The organism is Arenimonas sp., assembly GCF_041919775.1.
Lineage (GTDB): Bacteria > Pseudomonadota > Gammaproteobacteria > Xanthomonadales > Xanthomonadaceae > Arenimonas.
In genome coordinates this window covers 116,385-134,306 of sequence record NZ_JAYRTE010000003.1, presented here as the reverse complement: position 1 = coordinate 134,306, position 17,922 = coordinate 116,385, and the positions used below count along the sequence as shown (strand labels likewise).

Here is a 17,922-nt window from a genome sequence, read left to right as displayed (position 1 = left end):
GCCGAAGCGGGTGGGGTGCGGGACGCTCTAGCCTGTGATCAAGGGCACTCAAGCCCCCAGGTAGTCTCTGCACCTTCCGGCGGTGTACCGCCGGCTTGGCTCAGGATTGCCGCCGGCCGTGTCGCCACGCCGCTGCGGTTTCCCTGAATTCATCCCGTTCTCGTCCGCCCATTCCTGGGCGGCGACACCTTTCGATGAGTCCCCTGCTCTAACCATTGAGCTATAGGCCCTTTGAAGCGACGCCATCATAAGGCCGAGGCGTTCTCCTGTACCAGTAGGCATAGCGGACTGCTAGCTTGCCTGGATGGTCAGCCGGGCATGCTCAATCTGCACCAAGCCACTGCGTGGACGCCAACGGAAATTCTGTTCGAGGCACTGCAAGAATTCCGATACGAACAATCGCCACCAGACCTACCTGGCACAAATGGCGAGGGGCCTGAGGAGAAAGGAGGTCCTGATTTCAGCTGCCGGCGGATGCTGCTCCAACTGTGGGTATGACAAGAATCTTGCCGCGCTGACGTGGCACCACCTTGTCCCATCAGAAAAGTCGTTCGAATTGGACCTTCGAGCGCTTTCGAATCGTTGCGATGCTTCGATCATGGCAGAGGTGAGGAAATGTGTACTGCTGTGCGCCAATTGCCACGCCGAGGTGCACTTCCCCCACCTACAGAGGCATAGCCAGCTCGCCAATTGAAAACGGCCGCTTTCGCGGCCGTTTTTCCCTCACCCCGGCCCTCTCCCGCAAGCGGGAGAGGGAGCAAGGGCGTGGCTCTCCCGCAGGCGGGAGAGGGGGGAAGGCTTTACTCGAGGTCGAGGAAGCTGCGCAGCTGTTCCGAGCGGGTCGGGTGGCGCAGCTTGCGCAGGGCCTTGGCTTCGATCTGGCGGATGCGTTCGCGGGTGACGTCGAACTGCTTGCCGACTTCCTCGAGGGTGTGGTCGGTGTTCATGTCGATGCCGAAGCGCATGCGCAGCACCTTGGCTTCGCGCGGGGTCAGGCCGGCCAGCACGTCGCGCACGGTTTCCATCAGGCCCAGGTTCGTGGTCGCATCGATCGGCGACTCGATGCTGATGTCCTCGATGAAATCGCCCAGGTGCGAATCCTCGTCGTCGCCGATCGGAGTCTCCATCGAGATGGGCTCCTTGGCGATCTTGAGCACCTTGCGGATCTTGTCCTCGGGCATCTCCATCTTCTTGGCAAGTTCTTCCGGGGTCGGTTCACGGCCCATTTCCTGCAGCATCTGGCGGGAAATGCGGTTGAGCTTGTTGATGGTCTCGATCATGTGCACCGGGATACGGATGGTGCGCGCCTGGTCGGCGATCGAGCGGGTGATGGCCTGGCGGATCCACCAGGTGGCGTAGGTCGAGAACTTGTAGCCGCGACGGTATTCGAACTTGTCGACGGCCTTCATCAGGCCGATGTTGCCTTCCTGGATGAGGTCGAGGAACTGCAGGCCGCGGTTGGTGTATTTCTTGGCGATGGAGATGACCAGGCGCAGGTTGGCCTCGACCATTTCCTTCTTGGCCTTGCGGGCCTTGGCCTCGCCGTAGGCCATCGCGCGGTTGATTTCCTTGATGTCCGGCAGCGACAGGAACAGGGACTGTTCGATGCCCACCAGCTTCTGCTGCTCGGCGACGATGTCGTCCTTGTGCTCGCGCACGCCCGAGGCCCACTTCTGCTTGCGACGGATGACTTCGTCGGCCCAGTCGAGGTTGATCTCGTTGCCCGGCCAGGCGCGCAGGAAGTCCTTGCGCGGCATGCGGGCGCCGCGCACGCAGATGTCGAGCACCTTGCGCTCGTGTTCCTTGACCGAATTGACCACCTCGCGCAGCTTGCGCACGAAGGCGTCCATCAGCGCCAGCGGGAGCTTGAGGCGCAGGAACTCGGCGGCCATCTCCTCGCGCACCTTGACGGTCTTCTTGTCGGACGCGCCGTACTTGGCGTGGGTCTTCTGGAACTTGGTGTAGAGCGCCTTGAGCGCGTCCATCCGGCGGCCGACCTCGGCCGGGTCCGGACCGGTGTCGACGACGGTTTCTTCTTCGTCGTCGCCGTCGGCGGCGTCATCGTCGTCTTCGGACTCGGTGTCCTCGTCGCTGGCGGTGGCCGCGTCGGGCACCACTTCCTCAGGCTCTTCCATGTCCAGGAAGCCGACCACGACCTCGTTCAGGCGCTTCTTGCCCTCGAGGTGCTGGTCGTAGTCCTCGAGCAGCAGCTGGATCGACCACGGGAAGCTGGCCAGCGAGGCGTGGACCTGGTTCAGGCCTTCCTCGATGCGCTTGGCGATGGCGATCTCGCCCTCGCGGGTGAGCAGTTCGACCGAACCCATCTCGCGCATGTACATGCGCACCGGGTCGGTGGTGCGGCCACCTTCGCTGTCGAGCGCGGTCAGCGCGGCGGCGGCTTCTTCGGCGGCGGTGTCGTCGGAGTCGCGCTGCGAGGACGAATCGGACAGCAGCAGCGTCTCGGCATCCGGCGCAACTTCGTGCACCTCGATGCCCATGCCGTTGATCATGCCGATGATGTCTTCGAGCTGTTCGGCATCGACGATGTCATCGGGCAGGTGATCGTTCACCTCGGCATAGGTCAGGTAACCCTGCTCGAGGCCTTTGCTGATCAGCTGCTTGATTTCGGACTGCTGCGCCGGACGATCGTTGGCCATGAAAACGTGTCCCGAGACGAGGGAAAATGGAACCGCGCAGTATACAGGAGGCTCGCCCGCCTAGCTATCTGTTTGATTAACAGGGAGTTTTGGGCGCCTAGGACTGCAGCCGGAAGGTCACCGGGCCGTCGTTGGCCAGGCTGACCACCATGTGGGCGCCAAACCGGCCGGTTTCAAGCGCCGGGTGCCGGGCCCGGCACAGCTCGACCAGCCGGTCGAAGCCCCGCCTCCCCTCCTCCGGGCTGGCGGCGGTGGTGAAGCTGGGCCGCATGCCGCTGCGGGTGTCGGCCGCCAGGGTGAACTGGCTGACCAGCAGCAGGCCACCGCCGATGTCGGCCAGGGACCGGTTCATCCGGCCCTGGTCGTCGGCGAAGACCCGGTAGCCCAGCAGGCGCTCGGCCATGCGGGCGATGCGGGGCTCGTCGTCCCCGGGCTCCACCGCCACCAGGGCCAGCAGGCCGGGGCCGATGGCGCCGACGAGTTCGCCGTCGACGCGGACACTGGCTTCGAGCACGCGCTGGATGAGGGCGATCATGGGGGGATGGTCGCCGTCGCCGGTGCGGGCGGTCAATCCGCAGGGGCGGTTTGGCGATTCCCTTACACTCCGGCGATGCCTTCCGTGCCCGTCGCCAGCCGTTTCCTTTACGCCGCCGCCTGGCTTCTGGGGCGCCTGCCCCGGCGCCTGCAGCGGGGCCTGGGCACCCGCCTGGGCGAGCTGGCCTGGCGGCTCAACGGCCGCGAGCCCCGCGTGGCCCGCCGCAACCTGGAACTGGCCCTGCCCAACCTGCCGCCCGGTGAACGCGAAGCGCTGGTGCGCGAAGTGATGCGCGACACCGGCCGGACCGCGCTGGAAACCCTGCGCCTTTGGACCGCCCGCCGCGCCGCCACGCTGCGTCTGGTCGCCGGCACCGAGGGCCTGGAACACCTGGAGGCCGCCGAATCCGCCGGCCGCGGCGTGCTGGTCGCCGCCCCGCACTACGGCAGCTGGGAGCTGCTGGTGGAATTCATGGCCGCGCGCGGGCCCTTCAGCCTGGTCTACCGGGTGCCGGAAAGCCCCGCCGGCGACGGTTTCCTGCGCCTGGCCCGCGGCGGCGAAAATGTGCGCCTGGTGCCGGCCGAGGCCACGGCGATGCGCCCCCTGCTGCGCGCGCTGCAGGCCGGCGAAGCGGTGGGCATCACGCCCGACCACCAGCCCAAGCTGGGCGGCGGTGAGTTCGCGCCCTTCTTCGGCGTGCGCGCGCTCACGCTCAGCCTGATCCCGAAACTGGCCGCGCGCACCGGCGCCCCGGTGCTGATGGGCTACGCCGAACGCCACCGGGACGGTCGCTTCACCGTGCATTTCGAGCCGGCGCCGGCGGACATCGCCAGCACCGACCTCGGCGTGGCGACCACCGCCATGAACGCCGCCGTCGAAGCCATCGCACGACGTGACCTGCGGCAGTACCAGTGGACCTACAAACGCTACACACTCAGGCCGCCCGGTTCGGGCGAGCCCAATCCCTACCAGCGTCCCCGCAAGGAATCCGGATGAATCCGACCGATCCCGCCGTCCACCCCTTCCGGCCCTTCGGCCAGGACTGGGAGCCGCTGCCGCCGGCCGCCCGTAAGGTAGGCGTGGGCCTCGGCGTACTGTCGGGCCTGGTGATCGGCGTCGTCGCGGGCGTGCCGCTGGCCGTCGCGCTGGACCTGGGCCTGGCCGCCAAGGTCGGCATCGGCCTGGCCGTGGCCCTGCTGCCGGCGCTGCTGTTGCTGCTGCTGGCCCGGGCCCGCTGGCGGCGCACGCAGTGGCGCCTGGACCCGGGCGGGCTGCGGGTGCGGCGCGGCGTGGTCTGGCACAGCGAAGTGCTGGTGCCGCGCAGCCGCGTGCAGCACCTGGACCTCGAGCGCGGGCCGATCGAACGCCATTTCGGCCTGGCCACGCTGGTGGTGCACACCGCCGGCACGCGCATGCACGCCCTGCGCCAGTCGGGTTTCCTCGACGCCGACGCCGTGGCCCTGCGCGACGCGCTGCTGCCGGAAGCGGACCGCCATGACGACAGCCTCTGAGTCGATCAACCCGGGCGGCGGCGAACGCCGCCTGCATCCGTGGTCCTGGCTGTTCGTGCTGATCCAGCAGCTCAAGAGCTTCGCGCTGCCGCTGCTGGTGCTGCTGTTCACCGGCCGGGGCAACTCCTGGGAGCTCTGGGGCCTGGCCGGCGGCGGCGTGCTGGTGCTGGTGTCGCTGCTGCAGTACTTCTTCTACCGCTTCCGGGTGGAAAACGACGGCATCGTCATCCGCAGCGGCGTGCTGCAAAAGAGCCACCGCCACATCCCCTACCAGCGGGTGCACAACGTCGCGCTGCACCAGTCGCTGCTGCACCGCGTGTTCGGCGTCGCCGAGGTCCGGCTCGAGTCCGCCGGCGGCATGAAGCCGGAAGCCGAGATGCGCGTGCTGTCGCTGGACGACGCCCAGGCGCTGGAGGAACTGGTGCGCGCGCAGGGCGCCGGTGCGCCGGCGATCGCCGATGGCACGACCGACGCGCCCGCCCTGCCGGAAAGCCGCGTGCTGCTGTCGCTGTCCACCGGCGAAGTGGTGCGGCTGGGCCTGATCTCCAACCGGGGCCTGATCGCCGTCGCCGCCGCCTTCGGCCTGCTGGCCCAGGCCGACATGCTGGACGTGCTGATCGCTCCCTGGGCCGCCGATGCGGTGGACTGGGGCCGCAACCAGCACCTGGACTGGATGGGCTGGCTGGTCGGTGCGCTGGCGCTGCTGCTGTTCTTCGTGGTCGCGCTGCGCGTGCTGTCGGTGGTGCTGGCGCTGCTGCAGTTCCACGGCTTCACGCTCACCGAACAGGGCCGGCGGCTCAGCGCCCAGCGCGGCCTGCTGACCCGCCTGCGCGCGAACATGCCGCGCTCGCGCATCCAGGCCTGGAGCCTGCGCGAAGGCCTGCTGCACCGCTGGTTCGGCCGCCAGAGCCTGCGCGTGGACAGCGCGTCTATCGAAACCGCCAACGACCAACGCTCCCTGCGCGAGCTGGCGCCGGTGGCCACGCCGGAAAAAATCAACGAGCTCATCGGTCACCTGCTGCCGGTCGGGCACTGGCCGATGCAGGCCTGGCGCCGGCTGCATCATCGCGCCTGGCGGCGGCAGTTCACCTTCCCGGCGCTGCTGAGCCTGGCGCTGGCCGGCGCGGCGATCTTCCTGCACGGCCCCTTGGGCGGCGTGGCGCTACTGCTGGTGCCGCTGTTCCTGGTGCGCGCCATCGTCTGGGCGCGCCATGCCGGCTGGAGCGAGGAAGACGGCGTGATCGCCGTGCGCGAGGGCTGGCTGGACAAGCGCTGGCGTTTCGCCGAAGTGCGCAAGATCCAGTCGCTGGTGCTAGTGCAGTCGCCGATCGACCGCTACCACGGCATGGCGACGCTGCTGATGGACACCGTCGGCGCCAGCCCCTTCGACGCGCCGCTGCGCATCCGCTACCTGCCGGCCGACGAAGCCATGGCCCTGCGCGACCAGCTGGCCGCGGCGATGGAGGCCGCGGTTACTCCCGCCAGAACGCCGGCGTAAGCAGCACCAGCAGCGAGAACACTTCCAGGCGGCCCAGGATCATGCCCAGGGTGCCCAGCCAGATGGCCGGGTCGCCGGCATAGGCCCAGGTGACGGCGACGCTGCCGAGTCCCGGGCCGAGGTTGGTGAGCGTGGCCACGGCGCCGCCGAAGGACGACTCCAGGTCCAGGCCGGTCATGTTCAGGCCGACCATCAGTGCGACGAAACAGAGCATCCAGATCGCGATGAAGCCACTGACCGACAGCACCACCGACTCGGACACGCGGCGGCCACCCATCTTCACCAGGAACTGCGCCTTCGGGTGCACCAGCTGCTTGATCTCGCGGAAGCCCTGGCGCACCACCATCACCACGCGCGCGACCTTCAGGCCGCCGACGGTCGAGCCGGAACAGCCGCCGATGAAGGCCAGGCCGACGATCAGCAGCGGCGCCGGATGCGACCATTCGTGGAAGGACATCGTGGCGAAGCCGGTGGTGGTCATCGACGACACCACCTGGAAGGTCGCGCGCCGGAAGGACTCACCGAAGCTGTCGAAGGTGCCGCCGGCCCAGGCGACGAAGGAGATCACCACCGCGGCCACGGCCAGGATGCGCAGGTATGAACGCAGCTCGGAATCGCTGCCGTAGACGCTCATCGAAGCACGCCGCCAGGCGACGAAATGCAGGCCGAAATTGATGCCTCCCAGCGTCATGAAGATGATCGCAATCCAGTCGATCAGCGGGCTGTTCCAGTAATCCAGCGCCGCGTCGTGGGTCGAGAAGCCTGCGGTCGATACGGTGGACAGCGAATGGCAGATGGCGTCGAACAGGCTCATGCCCGCCGCCCAGTAGGCGCCGGCGCACAGCACGGTCAGGCCGAAATACACGCCCCAGAGCGCCTTGGCGGTTTGCGCGATGCGCGGGGTCAGCTTGGTGTCCTTGGTCGGGCCGGTGCTTTCGGCGCGGAACAGCTGCGTTCCGCCGATCTTGAGCATCGGCAGGATCGCCACCGCCAGGATCACGATGCCCATGCCGCCGAGGAACTGCAGCAGCTGCCGGTAAAACAGCACGCTGCGCGGCAGTGCATCCAGGTTTGCGATGACCGTGGCGCCGGTGGTGGTCAGGCCGGAGGTGGCCTCGAAGAACGCCTCGGCGAAATCCAGATGCGGCGGCCCGTGCACGAAGGGCAGCGCCGACACCAGGCTGGCAAACAACCAGGTGAAGGTGACGATCAGGAAGCCGTCGCGCAGGCGCAGGTCGTAGTTCACGTGGCGCACCGGCAGCCACAGCGCCAGTCCAACCATGCTGCTGGCGACGAAACTGCCGAAGAACACCGGCGCCGTGCCCTCTTCGCCCCAGGCCAGGGCCAGGACGCCCGGCAGCAGCTTGGTCAGCGACGACAGGACGATGATTACGCCCAGGATGCGCTGGATCGCGCGGAAGCGTTGGCTCACAGCCAGGTCGCCCCGGTCTGGAACAGGGCGCTGACACGCGCCATCTCGCGCTTGTCCATCACGAACAGGATGACGTGGTCGCCCTGTTCGATGACCACGTCGTGGTGGGCGATCAGCAGCTTCTCGCCGCGCACGATGCCTCCGATCGTGGTGCCCGGCGGCAGCTCGAGCTCGTCGAGCGCGCGGCCGATCACGCGCGAAGTGCGGGCGTCGCCGCGCACCACGGCTTCGATCGCCTCGGCGGCGCCGCGGCGCAGCGAATACACCCGCGCCGGTGCGCCTTCGCGGATGTGCGCCAGCAGCGCGCCCAGCGTCACCAGCTGCGGACTGACGGCGATATCGATGCTGCCGCCTTCCACCAGCTCGGCGTAGCTGGGCCGGTTGATCAGCGAGATCACCCGCGGGCAGCCCATGCGCTTGGCCAGCATCGCCGACAGGATGTTGGCCTCGTCGTCGTTGGTCATCGCACAGTAGACGTCGGTCTGGTCGATGTTTTCCTCGCGCAGCAGGTCCTCGTCGGCGCAGTCGCCGACCAGCACGATGGAATTGAGCAGGTCCTCGGCGATGCCGCGGGCGCGTTCGCGCGAGCGTTCGAGCACCTTCACCGAATAGCGTCCTTCCAGGCTGCGCGCGAGGTTGCGGCCGATGTTGCCGCCTCCGGCGATCAGCAGGCGCCGGGCCGGGCGCGCGTCGACGCGGCGCAGTTCGGCCATCACGGTCAGGATGTGCTTGCGCTCGGCCAGGAAGAACACCTCGTCGTCGACCTCGATGACGGTGGTGCCCTCGGGCTGCACCGGCCGGCCCTTGCGGAAGATGGCGGCGACGCGGGCATCCACGCCGGTGGGCAGGTGTTCGCGCAGTTCGCGGATCTCGTGGCCGACCAGGGCGCCGCCGGGCACGGCGCGCACCGCCACCAGCTGCACGCGGCCTTCGGCGAAGTCGAGCACCTGCAGGGCGCCGGGGTATTCGATCAGGCGCTCGACGTGGCGGCAGACCAGCTGTTCGGGGCTGATCGCGGCGCTGACCGCGGAATGTTCCGGGTCGGCCAGCGCGGCCACGTCCAGGTACTGGGCCTCGCGCAGGCGGGCCACGCGGGTGGGCGTGCGGAACTGGTGCTGGGCGACCTGGCAGGCGATGAGGTTCACTTCGTCGCTGGAGGTCACGGCGACCAGCAGTTCGGCCTCTTCGGCGCCGGCCTGGGCCAGCACGTCGGGCAGCGAGGCGTGTCCGACGACGGTGCGGATGTCGAGCTTTTCAGCAAGATCGCGCAGGCGCTGGTGGTCGGTGTCGACGACGGTGATGTCGTTGTTTTCGGACGCCAGCGCCGAGGCCACCGACGTACCGACCTGCCCTGCACCCAGGATGAGGATCTTCATGCGGCGCTAGTCTACTCGCGTGGCTTCGGCGGAACAGCCTTGCAGCGCGGCCTGGCCGAGCAGCCACCATTCGCGCCGGTTGGCCATGCCGACGGGGCGGGCATCGGCCGCGGCGTCGAAGTCCACGCAGGCCAGGGCATCGGTGCGTTGGGCCAGCAACAGGCGCGAGCCCGGGTCGGCCATCAGCCAGGCCCGGGCCCGCTGCAGCTGCAGCGCCGGTGGCGCGCGGAAGCCGAACTCGGCCACCGGGCCGACGGCCTGCAGCAGGTTCTGCTCCTTCCAGTCGACCAGGCCCACGGTGGCCTCCGGACCGGCCAGCACACGGGTCCGCTGCATGAGTTCACGCGCGGAACTTTCGTCGTCGAGCACCGGATGCACGACGAAGCCATAGCCCGACCAGAGCAGCGCCAGCAGCAGCGCGCAGGCCGCGAGCGCCCGGCGCAGCCTCGCCAACGCGACCGCAAGCAGGGACAGGCCGCCTACCGTCGCCAGCATTCCCCAGATCCAGCGCACCTCGTCGCCCAGGCCGCGTTCGGCCACCTGGCGTGCGAACAGGCCGACGTCGCTCCACAGCCCCAGGGCGCCCACCGCCAGCAGCAGCGCGGCCAGCAGGCTGGTGAAGACCATCACTGCAAGCCGCAGGCCGCGCCGTCCCGAGATCGCGTCGAGGAACGGCGCCGCCGCCAGCGCCAGCGCCGGCAGGGCCGGCAGGATGTACATGTCGCGCTTGCCTTCGCTGGCACTGAAGAACAGCAGCACCAGCACGACCCAGGCCAGCGGCAGCCATACCCGCGCATCCCGTTCGCGCCAGGCCCGCGCCCAGGGTTTCGCCAGCCAGGGCAAGGCCAGCGAGAACGGCAGCCAGAACAGCATGATGACCTGGCCGAAGTACCAGAAAGGTTCGCTGTGGTGCCAGGGATCGGCGTAACGCTGCGCAGTCTGCTTGAACAGGATGTTGCGCAGGTATTCGGCGTGTTCGGGATTGCCGCTGGAAAGGCCGACGGCAAGCACCGGCCCCAGCCACAGGCCGATCGCGGCAAAGAACGCCAGCGCACCCGCCGCCCAGCGCCAGCCGTTGCCCGTGCCCATCGGCGCGAGTCCCTGCCAGCCGCGCCGCGCCAACAGCGCGAACGGGACAAGCGCCAGCATCGGCAGGAAGCCCACGCCCTTGGTCACCACGCCCAGACCCGCGGCAAAACAGCCGGCCAGCCACCAGCGCCAGTGCGGTCCGAGCAGCAGGTGCCGGCAAAGTCCGTAGAAGGACAGCGTGGTCAGGAACACCAGCGTCGGGTCGATCTGCGCGCGCTTGGCCTGGTAGACGAACTGCAGCGCGGCCAGCACCGCGATAGCCGCCCACAGCCCGGCGCGCGGTGACCAAAGTCGGCGGCCCAGGTCCCAGGTAAGCGCCAGCGTGCCCATCGCCGATAGCAGCGACGGCAGCAGGAAACTCCAGCGCCAGCTGCCGACCAGGCCGAAGGCCGCCGACAGCAGCCAGAAATAGATCGGCGGTTTGTCGGGGTAGAGCTCCTGGCCGCGATGCGGGAACAGGAAATCACCCGACTCCACCATCTGCTTGGCGACCAGCACGAAGCGCGGCTCGTCGGCGGGCCAGGGATCACGCAGTCCGAAGCCTGCGGCCAGCACGAAGAATGCGATGGCGAAGAAGAAAAGCGCGTGGCGACGGTCGGTGGCGGTCATCGCGCGCACTATAAAGCCCATGGTGGCTGTAGGAGCGCCTTCAGGCGCGAAGCCCTTCTGTGCCAAAGGCAAAGGCAAAGGCAAAGGCAAAAGATTCGCGCCTGAAGGCGCTCCTACACACTCGTCTTTTCCAGGCGCGCGTAGAAGAATCCGTCCATGCCGTCTTCACCCGGCAGGCGCTGGCGGCCGGCGCCGCAGGCGTGACCGAAGCGTTCGGGCAGCTGCGCCGCGCGGGCGTCGGGATGGCGCGACAGGAAGGCGTCGACCTGCGCCTCGTTTTCCTCGCGCAGCACCGAACAGGTGGCGTACACCAGCCGCCCGCCCGGGCGCAGCAGCGGCCAGAGCGCGTCGAGCAGCTGGCGCTGGGTTTCGGCGAGCGCGGCGATGTCGGTGTCGCGCCGGTGCCATTTGATGTCGGGCTGGCGGCGGATGATGCCGGTGGCCGAACACGGCGCGTCGAGCAGGATGGCGTCGAAAGCCCGGCCGTCCCACCACGCGTCGGGCCGGGCCGCGTCGGCGACGCGGACCTGCACGTTCGGCGCTTCCAGCCGCAGCCGGCGCAGCAGCTCGCGCACCTTGTCCAGGCGACGGGCATCGACGTCCAGGGCCAGCAGTTCGCCCTCGCCGAGGTGTTCGGCCAGCTGCGCGGCCTTGCCGCCGGGGGCGGCGCAGGCGTCGAGCAGGCGCTCGCCGGGGCGCGGTTCCAGCGCCAGCACCGCCAGCTGCGCGGCCCCGTCCTGCACGGCCATCGCGCCCTGTTCCCAGCCCGGGAGGCGGTCCACGGGCACCGGGGTTTCCAGGCGCACGGCGCCGGGCACGGTGTCGGGACACTCCGCGGGAAGGCCGGCTTCCTGCAGCGCGGCGGCCAGTGCGCCGGCGCTTCCCTGGCGCGGATTGGCGCGCAGCCACAGGGGTGCGGGCTGGTCGTTCGCGGCCAGGATGTCGTCGGCCTGCCCGGGCCAGTCCTGGCGCAGGCGCTGCACCAGCCAGTCGGGGTGGCTGCAGCGAATCGCCGGGTCGTCGCTCTCGGGCAGCGGCTCGCGGGTGGCGCGGCGCAGCAGCGCGTTCACCAGACCAACAAGACCGGTGCGGCCCAGGTCGCGGGCGGCTTCGGCGGTGGCACCGACGGCCGCATGCGGCGCCAGGCCCAGGCCTTTCACCTGGGCCAGGCCCGCCAGCAGCAGCCAGTGCACGGCCTGGTCACGCTGCGCCAGGGGCCGGGCAAGCCATTGCGACAGGGCGAATTCGTAGCGCCGGCGGTGGCGCAGCGCGTCGAAACAGATCGCCTCGAGCAGCGCGCGGTCGCGCGAATCGGGCACGTCGGGCAGCGCACGGCCCAGCACGGCCTTCAGCGAACGGCCGTCGCCCAGCACCGTGCCCAGCACGCGGGCGGCGGTGGCGCGCAGGGCCGAGCCGGGTGCGCTCATCGACCGGCCAGCGCCGGGCGGGCGTTGAGGTAATCGGCGACCGGCAGCGCGCGGCCGCCGTCACGCTGCACGGTCGTCAGGCGCAGCAGGCCCTCGCCGCAGGCGACGTCGATGCCGTCGCGACTGGCGGACACCACGCTGCCGGGCGGCTTGTCCGTCGTGCCTTCGAGCGCGCAGGCGGCGTGGATGCGCAGGCGTTCGCCGGCCAGCTCCGCCTCGGCGACCGGCCAGGGATTGAAGGCGCGAATCTTGTTGGCCAGTTCGGAGGCGGGGCGCGACCAGTCCAGCCGCGCCTCGGCCTTGTCGAGTTTGTGCGCGTAGGTGACGCCTTCGGCCGGCTGCGGTTGCGGCACCGGACGCATGCCCGCGCGCAGCAGCTTCAGGCCGTCCGACAGCACCTCGGCGCCGAGTCCGGACAGCCGGTCGTGCAGCGAACCGCCGGTGTCGTCGCCGGACACCGGCGTCGAAAGCGACAGCAGGACCGGACCGGTGTCGAGGCCCTTTTCCATCTGCATCAGGCAGACGCCGGACTCGGTGTCGCCGGCCTCGATCGCGCGCTGGATCGGCGCCGCGCCGCGCCAGCGCGGCAGCAGCGAGGCGTGCACGTTCCAGCAGCCCTGGGCGGGGATGTCGAGCACCGACTGCGGCAGGATCAGGCCGTAGGCCACGACCACCATCAGGTCGGGCTCGAGCGCGCGCAGCTGCTCGCGCGCGGCCTGCGACTTGAAGTTTTCCGGCTGGAACACCGGCAGCTGGCGCGCCAGTGCCTCGACCTTCACCGGCGAGGGCGCGAGCTGGCGGCCGCGGCCTGCAGGGCGGTCGGGCTGGGTGTAGACGCCCACCACTTCGCCGCGTCCGGCGGCCGCGCGCAGGCAGGGCACGGCGAAGGCCGGCGTGCCCGCGAAGACGATGCGCAGGGACATTGGCTAGGCGGCGCTGTCGCGCTGCTGCTTGGCGAGCTTCTTGCGGACCTGTTCGCGCTTGAGCGGCGAGAGATAGTCCACGAAGACCTTGCCGGCCAGGTGGTCCATTTCGTGCTGGATGCACACCGCCAGCAGGCCGTCGGCCTCGATCTCGAATTCCTTGCCGTCGCGGTCAAGGGCCTTCACCCGCACCTGGTTGGCGCGCTTGACGTCGGCATAGATGCCGGGCACCGACAGGCAGCCTTCCTGGTAGACCTGGTGGCCTTCGGCGGACAGGATCTCGGGATTGATGAACACCATTGGCCGGCTCTGGTCCTCGCTTACGTCAAGGACGAGGAGGCGCTGGTGTACGTCGACCTGGGTCGCGGCCAGCCCGATGCCCGGGGCCGCGTACATGGTCTCGAACATATCGTCCACCAGGACCCGCAGCGCGTCATCGACGGTTTCGACCGGCTTGGCGACGGTACGAAGGCGGGGATCGGGGAATTCCAGGATAGGGAGCTTGGCCATGGACGGAAAGATGGGGAACAAGGGCCCGGACCTCAAGGGGCCGGCACGACAGTATACCCCCGGCGGGCTTGCAACCCGGGGCCGGATCTGGGCTATAGTCGCCCAACCTGTCCGGGGAAATCAGGTGGATAGCCGCCATGCTTAAACGGCTTCTTGCAGTTACCGCTGCCATGTTGCTCACCTTCGCTGCGGCCGCGCTTGCGGTCGATCTTCGCGAAGACCACCCAACCACGTACGTGGTCAAGAGGGGTGACACCCTCTGGGACATCGCGGGGCGCTTCCTTGCGAAGCCCTGGCTCTGGCCGGAAATCTGGCAGGCCAACCCGCAGGTGGAAAACCCGCACCTCATCTTCCCGGGCCAGGTCCTGAGCCTGGTCTATGTCGACGGCGAGCCGCGCATCCGCGCAGACGGCCCGCAGGTCGGCGAGGCGGTGGACACCATTCCGCTGTCGGATATCGAGGCGCTGCTCAAGCACTTCACCGTGGTGGAAGACCCCAAGGTCCTGCCTTACGTCATCGGCACCGAGGAAGATCGCCTCTACAGCGTCGCCGGCCAGCTGGTCTACGTGCGCGGCCTGCAGGGCGCGGCGCCGGGCATGGTGGTCGACCTGGCCCGTCCGGTCAGCGTCTTCGGCGGCGGCAAGGGCCGCCACCTGCCGGGCGCCACGCCGCTCGACTTCCGCGGCGACCGCCACCACTCGCACTGGTACGTGCCGGACGGCTTCGGCGAAGCGACCGGCGAGAAGCTGGGCTACGAACTGGCGATCCACGCCACGGGTGAAGTCACCCGGGTGCAGGGCGAAGTGGCCACCGTGGTGCTGCGCGACGAAGGCCGCGAGATCCGCGTCGGCGACCGCGTGATGCCCTCCGAGGCCCAGCCCTACGACCTGCAGTTCCTGCCGCGTGCGCCTGACGTGGTGCCCCCGGGCGCCCGCATCCTGGCGGTGGCGGACGGCCTGCAGGCGGGTCCGAACCTGGTGGTCGCGATCTCCGCCGGTGCCCGGGACGGCATTCGCAACGGCCACGTCATGTCGATCTGGAACGAAGGCAGCTGGGTGCCCGACACTGTCGCCCACCGCAGCGGCGCGGCGGCGAAAGCCGACAAGGTGCGCCTGCCGGACGAATTCGTCGGCAACCTGATGGTGTTCCGCACCTTCGACAAGGTCGCCTACGCCCTGGTGATGAACGGCATCCGCCCGGTCCGCCACGGCGACCGGCTCAAGCATCCGGACGCCACCGAATAAGCCGACACCGGCTTCAGCGTTTTGCCTGTATCGCGGCGCCTCCGGGCGCCGCGATGCTGTCCGGGCCATGGAAAACCACGACGCCCTGCTGGTGCTGGCCCGCGCCCGGCTGCCCGACGCCCTGCTCCGGCACCTGCTGGCCAGCCATCCCGAACCCCGCGACGCGCTGGCGGCCGCGCGTCAGGGCGCCGGCCTGCCCCTGGCCTGCCGGGAGGCGCTGGCCCGCCCCTGTCCGCGCCAGCTGGCCAGCGACCGGGCCTGGCTGGACCAGCCCGGCCGGCACCTGCTGGCCTGGGGCTCGCCCGACTACCCGCCCATGCTGCAGCGCACGCCGTGGCCACCGCCGCTGCTGTTCCTGCACGGCGACCCGGACCTGCTCTGGCATCCGCAGGTGGCCCTGGTCGGCAGCCGCCGGCCCAGCCCGGCGGGGCGCCAGCGGGCGCACGACTTCGCCGCCGCGCTGGCGCAGGCCGGCTGGGCGGTCACCAGCGGCCTGGCCGAAGGCATTGATGCGGCGGCGCACGCCGGGGCGCTGGCGGCCGGGGGCCGGACCCTGGCGGTGGTCGGCACCGGCCTCGACCGCAGCTACCCACCCGCCAATGCCGCCCTTATGGCGCGCATCGCCGGCGAGGGCCTGGTGCTGGGCGAACATCCGCCCGGTACGCCGGCAATGGCCAGCCACTTCCCCAGCCGCAACCGGGTCGTGGCCGGCCTGGCCCTGGGCACCGTGGTGCTGGAAGCGGCGCTGCGCTCGGGCGCCCTGATCAGCGCCCGGCTGGCCGGCGAAGCGGGGCGGGAGGTTTTCGCCCTGCCCGGCTCGGTGGACAACCCGATGGCGCGTGGCTGCCACCGCCTCATCCGCGAGGGCGCCACCCTGGTCGAGTGCCCGGACCAGGTGATCGAAGCCCTGGAACCGCTGGCCACCAGCCTGGCCGCGGACCTGCGCCGACGGCTCGGGCCGGCGCCTGAAACAACGGCTCGCGACACCCCTCCAGGCCGCGCCACCCGCTCAGCGGGCGGACAGCCGCCGCAGGCTTCCGACCACAAGCGATTGTGGTTGGCGCTCGGCCACGACCCCACCCCTTTGGATGAACTGGTCCGGCGCACAGGATTGACGGTGGCCGAACTGTCCTCCATGCTGCTGCTCATGGAGTTGGAAGGGCGGGTGGTCGCCGACAATGGCCGCTTCGCCCGGCACCCCTGACCTTCCCATCGCGCCGATTGGCGCAGGCTGAGGGTAATGAAAGAGACCATACTGGATGTCCTGCTGTACCTGTTCGAACACTACTTCTACGACGACCCCGACGCCGTCCGGGACCGCGACTCGCTCCAGAACGGCCTGATCCAGGCCGGTTTCAGCCCTTCCGAGATCAACAAGGCCTTCGACTGGCTCGACGAGCTGGCGCGACAGCGCCCGGCCGTCGCGGCGCCGCGCCTGCAGGTGCCGGTGCGGGTGTATTCGGAACCCGAACTCGACCGCCTCGACGCCGACTGCCGCGGCTTCCTGATGTTCCTCGAGCAAAGCGGCGTGATCGACGCCGACCAGCGCGAGCTGGTGGTCGACCGCGTCATGGCGCTGGACCAGGACGAGGTGGACGTCGACGACATCAAGTGGGTCGTGCTGATGGTGTTGTTCAACCAGCCCGGGTCCGAGGCCGCCTACGCCTGGATGGAAAGCCAGATGTTCGAGGACGAGCCCGAACCCGTTCACTGAACCCCGGTTCGCGATTACCCTGTGAAGACGCCCGGCCTGGCCGGGCGTTTCCATTTGCAGGGCGCGATGCGCGCCGGGGAGAAGGGGCAGGATGAGCACGTGGTACTACGTCGATGCCCGGCACGACCGGCAGGGCCCCGTTTCCGACGAGGAACTGGCCCTGGCTTTCCGCCAGGGCCGCGTCAACCGCGACACGCTGGTCTGGCGCGAGGGCCTGTCGCTGTGGGTGCCGCTCGAAGGCCACCTGGCGAGCCTGCCCCAGCCGCCACCGGTCCTGCCCCCGGCGGGCGCGACCACCGGGCCGGCCAATCCCGCCGCGGTTACGCCCGCCGGGGCCGTCTCCGCGCAGGACTTCGAAGGCGTCGTCGACGCTGGCTTCATCCGTCGCCTGGCCGCCTACCTGATCGACGCGATGCTCATCGGCAGCGCCTTCTACGTGGTGCTTCTGGTCGGCGTGCTGGGGCTGGCGGTCGTGGGCGCCGGGCAGGACATGGGCCAGGACGCGTTCGCCATCGGCTTCGCCGGCCTTTACCTGCTGTACCCGGCGATGAGCCTGGCCTATTTCGCCGGCATGGAGTGCTCCAGCCTGCAGGCCACGGTCGGCAAGCTGGCGCTGGGCATCAAGGTCGTCGACGGCCAGGGCCGGCGGCTTGGCTTTGGCCGCGCCGCCGGACGCTGGGCCGGCAGCATCGTGTCCTACCTGATCCTCTACATCGGCTTCTTCATGGCCGGCTGGACCCGGCGCAAGCAGGCGCTGCACGACCTGATGGCCGGCACCTTCGTCGTGGACAAGTGGGCCTATACCGACCAGCCGGGACGCCAGGTGCGCGAGCTGCATGGCTGCCTGGTCGCGGTGGTCGCGGCGGTCGTGGTGATGAGCGTGCTGGCGGTGGCCGGCATCCTGGCGGCAGTGTCGGTGCCGGCCTACCAGGACTACGTGGTGCGCTCGCGGCTGGTGGCCGCGTATGCCGAAGGCTCGGCCGCCTACCTGCAGGTGGCGCAGTTCCAGGCGCAGACCGACCGCTGCCCCCGGGACGGGGCCGAACTGGGCCTGGCCGCCCCGACCAGCGCCGATATCCAGGAAATCCTGGTCATCGAGAACCCCGACGGAACCTGCGAGATCGCCGTGACCCTTCGCGACCTGGACGCGCTGAAAGGCGCCGCCGGCGGCGTTTTGTACATCGGCCAGGACCCCGACGGCGTCCGGACCTGTAGCGCCGAAGGCGTCCCGGACGGCCTGCTGCCCGGTGCCTGCCACTGAACCGGCCCCCACCCCCGGCCCGGGCCCTTGCTTGACAGGCCCGGCCGGAGTGGTGCCTTAATGAAAAAAGACCCCCCGGCCCGCGTTCCCCGCGGGCCTCGCCATCTGGGCGCCCCGAAAGCGGGCCCGCCCTGGA

The 17,922-nt window shown here is 69.7% G+C and carries 15 protein-coding genes; 7 read left to right on the top strand and 8 right to left on the bottom strand.

The window, feature by feature from the left end; genetic code table 11:
- Nucleotides 1-800 precede the first annotated feature (800 nt).
- Both rpoD and dtd read right to left on the bottom strand, forming a co-directional pair.
- Nucleotides 801-2,657 (bottom strand): RNA polymerase sigma factor RpoD, encoded by a 1,857-nt coding sequence (rpoD, locus tag ACE3TE_RS03250; RefSeq protein ID WP_374602126.1) that lies wholly within the window; start codon nucleotides 2,655-2,657, stop codon nucleotides 801-803.
- Nucleotides 2,658-2,754: 97 nt separating this feature from the next.
- Nucleotides 2,755-3,192 carry a D-aminoacyl-tRNA deacylase gene (gene dtd, locus ACE3TE_RS03245; RefSeq protein ID WP_374602124.1) on the bottom strand — a complete coding sequence of 146 codons (438 nt, stop codon included), beginning with the start codon at nucleotides 3,190-3,192 and terminating at the stop codon, nucleotides 2,755-2,757.
- Nucleotides 3,193-3,267: 75 nt separating this feature from the next.
- Between dtd and ACE3TE_RS03240 the strand changes: the two genes are divergently transcribed.
- Genes ACE3TE_RS03240 through ACE3TE_RS03230 form a run of 3 tightly spaced genes read left to right on the top strand, consistent with a single transcriptional unit; the run spans nucleotide 3,268 to nucleotide 6,201 of the window.
- Nucleotides 3,268-4,188, top strand: coding sequence for a lipid A biosynthesis lauroyl acyltransferase (locus tag ACE3TE_RS03240; protein WP_374602122.1), 921 nt, complete (start codon nucleotides 3,268-3,270; stop codon nucleotides 4,186-4,188).
- Complete coding sequence (locus ACE3TE_RS03235; RefSeq protein ID WP_374602120.1) at nucleotides 4,185-4,703, top strand: PH domain-containing protein; 519 nt, start codon at nucleotides 4,185-4,187, stop codon at nucleotides 4,701-4,703. The genes ACE3TE_RS03240 and ACE3TE_RS03235 overlap by 4 nt, the downstream gene beginning before the upstream one ends.
- The gene (locus tag ACE3TE_RS03230; RefSeq protein ID WP_374602119.1) at nucleotides 4,687-6,201 is read left to right on the top strand and encodes a PH domain-containing protein; all 1,515 of its coding nucleotides are present in this window, start codon (nucleotides 4,687-4,689) and stop codon (nucleotides 6,199-6,201) included. Before ACE3TE_RS03235 ends, ACE3TE_RS03230 begins: the two co-directional genes overlap by 17 nt.
- Here the strand turns inward: ACE3TE_RS03230 and ACE3TE_RS03225 are convergent.
- The 6 genes from ACE3TE_RS03225 to def form a co-directional block, all read right to left on the bottom strand.
- Entirely contained in the window at nucleotides 6,176-7,633 is a 1,458-nt protein-coding gene (locus ACE3TE_RS03225) for a TrkH family potassium uptake protein (protein ID WP_374602117.1), read from the bottom strand. The genes ACE3TE_RS03230 and ACE3TE_RS03225 overlap by 26 nt on opposite strands.
- Nucleotides 7,630-9,009: a Trk system potassium transporter TrkA gene (gene trkA / locus ACE3TE_RS03220; RefSeq protein ID WP_374602116.1), complete on the bottom strand. Its 1,380-nt coding sequence runs from the start codon at nucleotides 9,007-9,009 to the stop codon at nucleotides 7,630-7,632. The genes ACE3TE_RS03225 and trkA overlap by 4 nt, the downstream gene beginning before the upstream one ends.
- A gap of 6 nt (nucleotides 9,010-9,015) precedes the next feature.
- The gene (locus tag ACE3TE_RS03215) at nucleotides 9,016-10,707 is read right to left on the bottom strand and encodes an ArnT family glycosyltransferase (RefSeq protein WP_374602114.1); all 1,692 of its coding nucleotides are present in this window, start codon (nucleotides 10,705-10,707) and stop codon (nucleotides 9,016-9,018) included.
- A gap of 113 nt (nucleotides 10,708-10,820) precedes the next feature.
- Nucleotides 10,821-12,134 (bottom strand): 16S rRNA (cytosine(967)-C(5))-methyltransferase RsmB, encoded by a 1,314-nt coding sequence (gene rsmB, locus ACE3TE_RS03210; protein WP_374602112.1) that lies wholly within the window; start codon nucleotides 12,132-12,134, stop codon nucleotides 10,821-10,823.
- Nucleotides 12,131-13,051 carry a methionyl-tRNA formyltransferase gene (gene fmt / locus ACE3TE_RS03205; protein ID WP_374602267.1) on the bottom strand — a complete coding sequence of 307 codons (921 nt, stop codon included), beginning with the start codon at nucleotides 13,049-13,051 and terminating at the stop codon, nucleotides 12,131-12,133. The genes rsmB and fmt overlap by 4 nt, the downstream gene beginning before the upstream one ends.
- Nucleotides 13,052-13,060: 9 nt before the next feature.
- Nucleotides 13,061-13,567, bottom strand: a complete 507-nt coding sequence (gene def / locus ACE3TE_RS03200; RefSeq protein ID WP_374602110.1) for a peptide deformylase — start codon at nucleotides 13,565-13,567, stop codon at nucleotides 13,061-13,063.
- Between the two features lie 170 nt (nucleotides 13,568-13,737).
- Here def and ACE3TE_RS03195 point away from each other — a divergent pair, with 170 nt between their 5' ends.
- From ACE3TE_RS03195 to ACE3TE_RS03180, 4 genes are all read left to right on the top strand, one after another.
- Nucleotides 13,738-14,811: a LysM peptidoglycan-binding domain-containing protein gene (locus tag ACE3TE_RS03195; RefSeq protein WP_374602108.1), complete on the top strand. Its 1,074-nt coding sequence runs from the start codon at nucleotides 13,738-13,740 to the stop codon at nucleotides 14,809-14,811.
- A 67-nt stretch (nucleotides 14,812-14,878) separates the two neighbouring features.
- The gene (dprA, locus tag ACE3TE_RS03190) at nucleotides 14,879-16,015 is read left to right on the top strand and encodes a DNA-processing protein DprA (protein WP_374602107.1); all 1,137 of its coding nucleotides are present in this window, start codon (nucleotides 14,879-14,881) and stop codon (nucleotides 16,013-16,015) included.
- A gap of 36 nt (nucleotides 16,016-16,051) precedes the next feature.
- A complete protein-coding gene (locus ACE3TE_RS03185; protein ID WP_374602105.1) occupies nucleotides 16,052-16,525 on the top strand; it encodes a DUF494 family protein in 474 nt (157 codons plus the stop codon).
- Nucleotides 16,526-16,616: 91 nt separating this feature from the next.
- Nucleotides 16,617-17,786 carry an RDD family protein gene (locus tag ACE3TE_RS03180; RefSeq protein WP_374602103.1) on the top strand — a complete coding sequence of 390 codons (1,170 nt, stop codon included), beginning with the start codon at nucleotides 16,617-16,619 and terminating at the stop codon, nucleotides 17,784-17,786.
- The last annotated feature ends 136 nt before the right edge of the window (nucleotides 17,787-17,922 follow it).

Coding starts and splice junctions, on each gene's coding strand:
- dprA (WP_374602107.1), top strand. CDS start 14,879: ATGGAAAACCACGACGCCCTGCTGGTGCTGGCCCGCGCCCGGCTGCCC.
- dtd (WP_374602124.1), bottom strand. CDS start 3,192: ATGATCGCCCTCATCCAGCGCGTGCTCGAAGCCAGTGTCCGCGTCGAC.
- rsmB (WP_374602112.1), bottom strand. CDS start 12,134: ATGAGCGCACCCGGCTCGGCCCTGCGCGCCACCGCCGCCCGCGTGCTG.
- ACE3TE_RS03195 (WP_374602108.1), top strand. CDS start 13,738: ATGTTGCTCACCTTCGCTGCGGCCGCGCTTGCGGTCGATCTTCGCGAA.
- ACE3TE_RS03235 (WP_374602120.1), top strand. CDS start 4,185: ATGAATCCGACCGATCCCGCCGTCCACCCCTTCCGGCCCTTCGGCCAG.
- trkA (WP_374602116.1), bottom strand. CDS start 9,009: ATGAAGATCCTCATCCTGGGTGCAGGGCAGGTCGGTACGTCGGTGGCC.
- ACE3TE_RS03180 (WP_374602103.1), top strand. CDS start 16,617: ATGAGCACGTGGTACTACGTCGATGCCCGGCACGACCGGCAGGGCCCC.
- ACE3TE_RS03230 (WP_374602119.1), top strand. CDS start 4,687: ATGACGACAGCCTCTGAGTCGATCAACCCGGGCGGCGGCGAACGCCGC.
- ACE3TE_RS03240 (WP_374602122.1), top strand. CDS start 3,268: ATGCCTTCCGTGCCCGTCGCCAGCCGTTTCCTTTACGCCGCCGCCTGG.
- ACE3TE_RS03185 (WP_374602105.1), top strand. CDS start 16,052: ATGAAAGAGACCATACTGGATGTCCTGCTGTACCTGTTCGAACACTAC.
- rpoD (WP_374602126.1), bottom strand. CDS start 2,657: ATGGCCAACGATCGTCCGGCGCAGCAGTCCGAAATCAAGCAGCTGATC.
- ACE3TE_RS03215 (WP_374602114.1), bottom strand. CDS start 10,707: ATGACCGCCACCGACCGTCGCCACGCGCTTTTCTTCTTCGCCATCGCA.
- def (WP_374602110.1), bottom strand. CDS start 13,567: ATGGCCAAGCTCCCTATCCTGGAATTCCCCGATCCCCGCCTTCGTACC.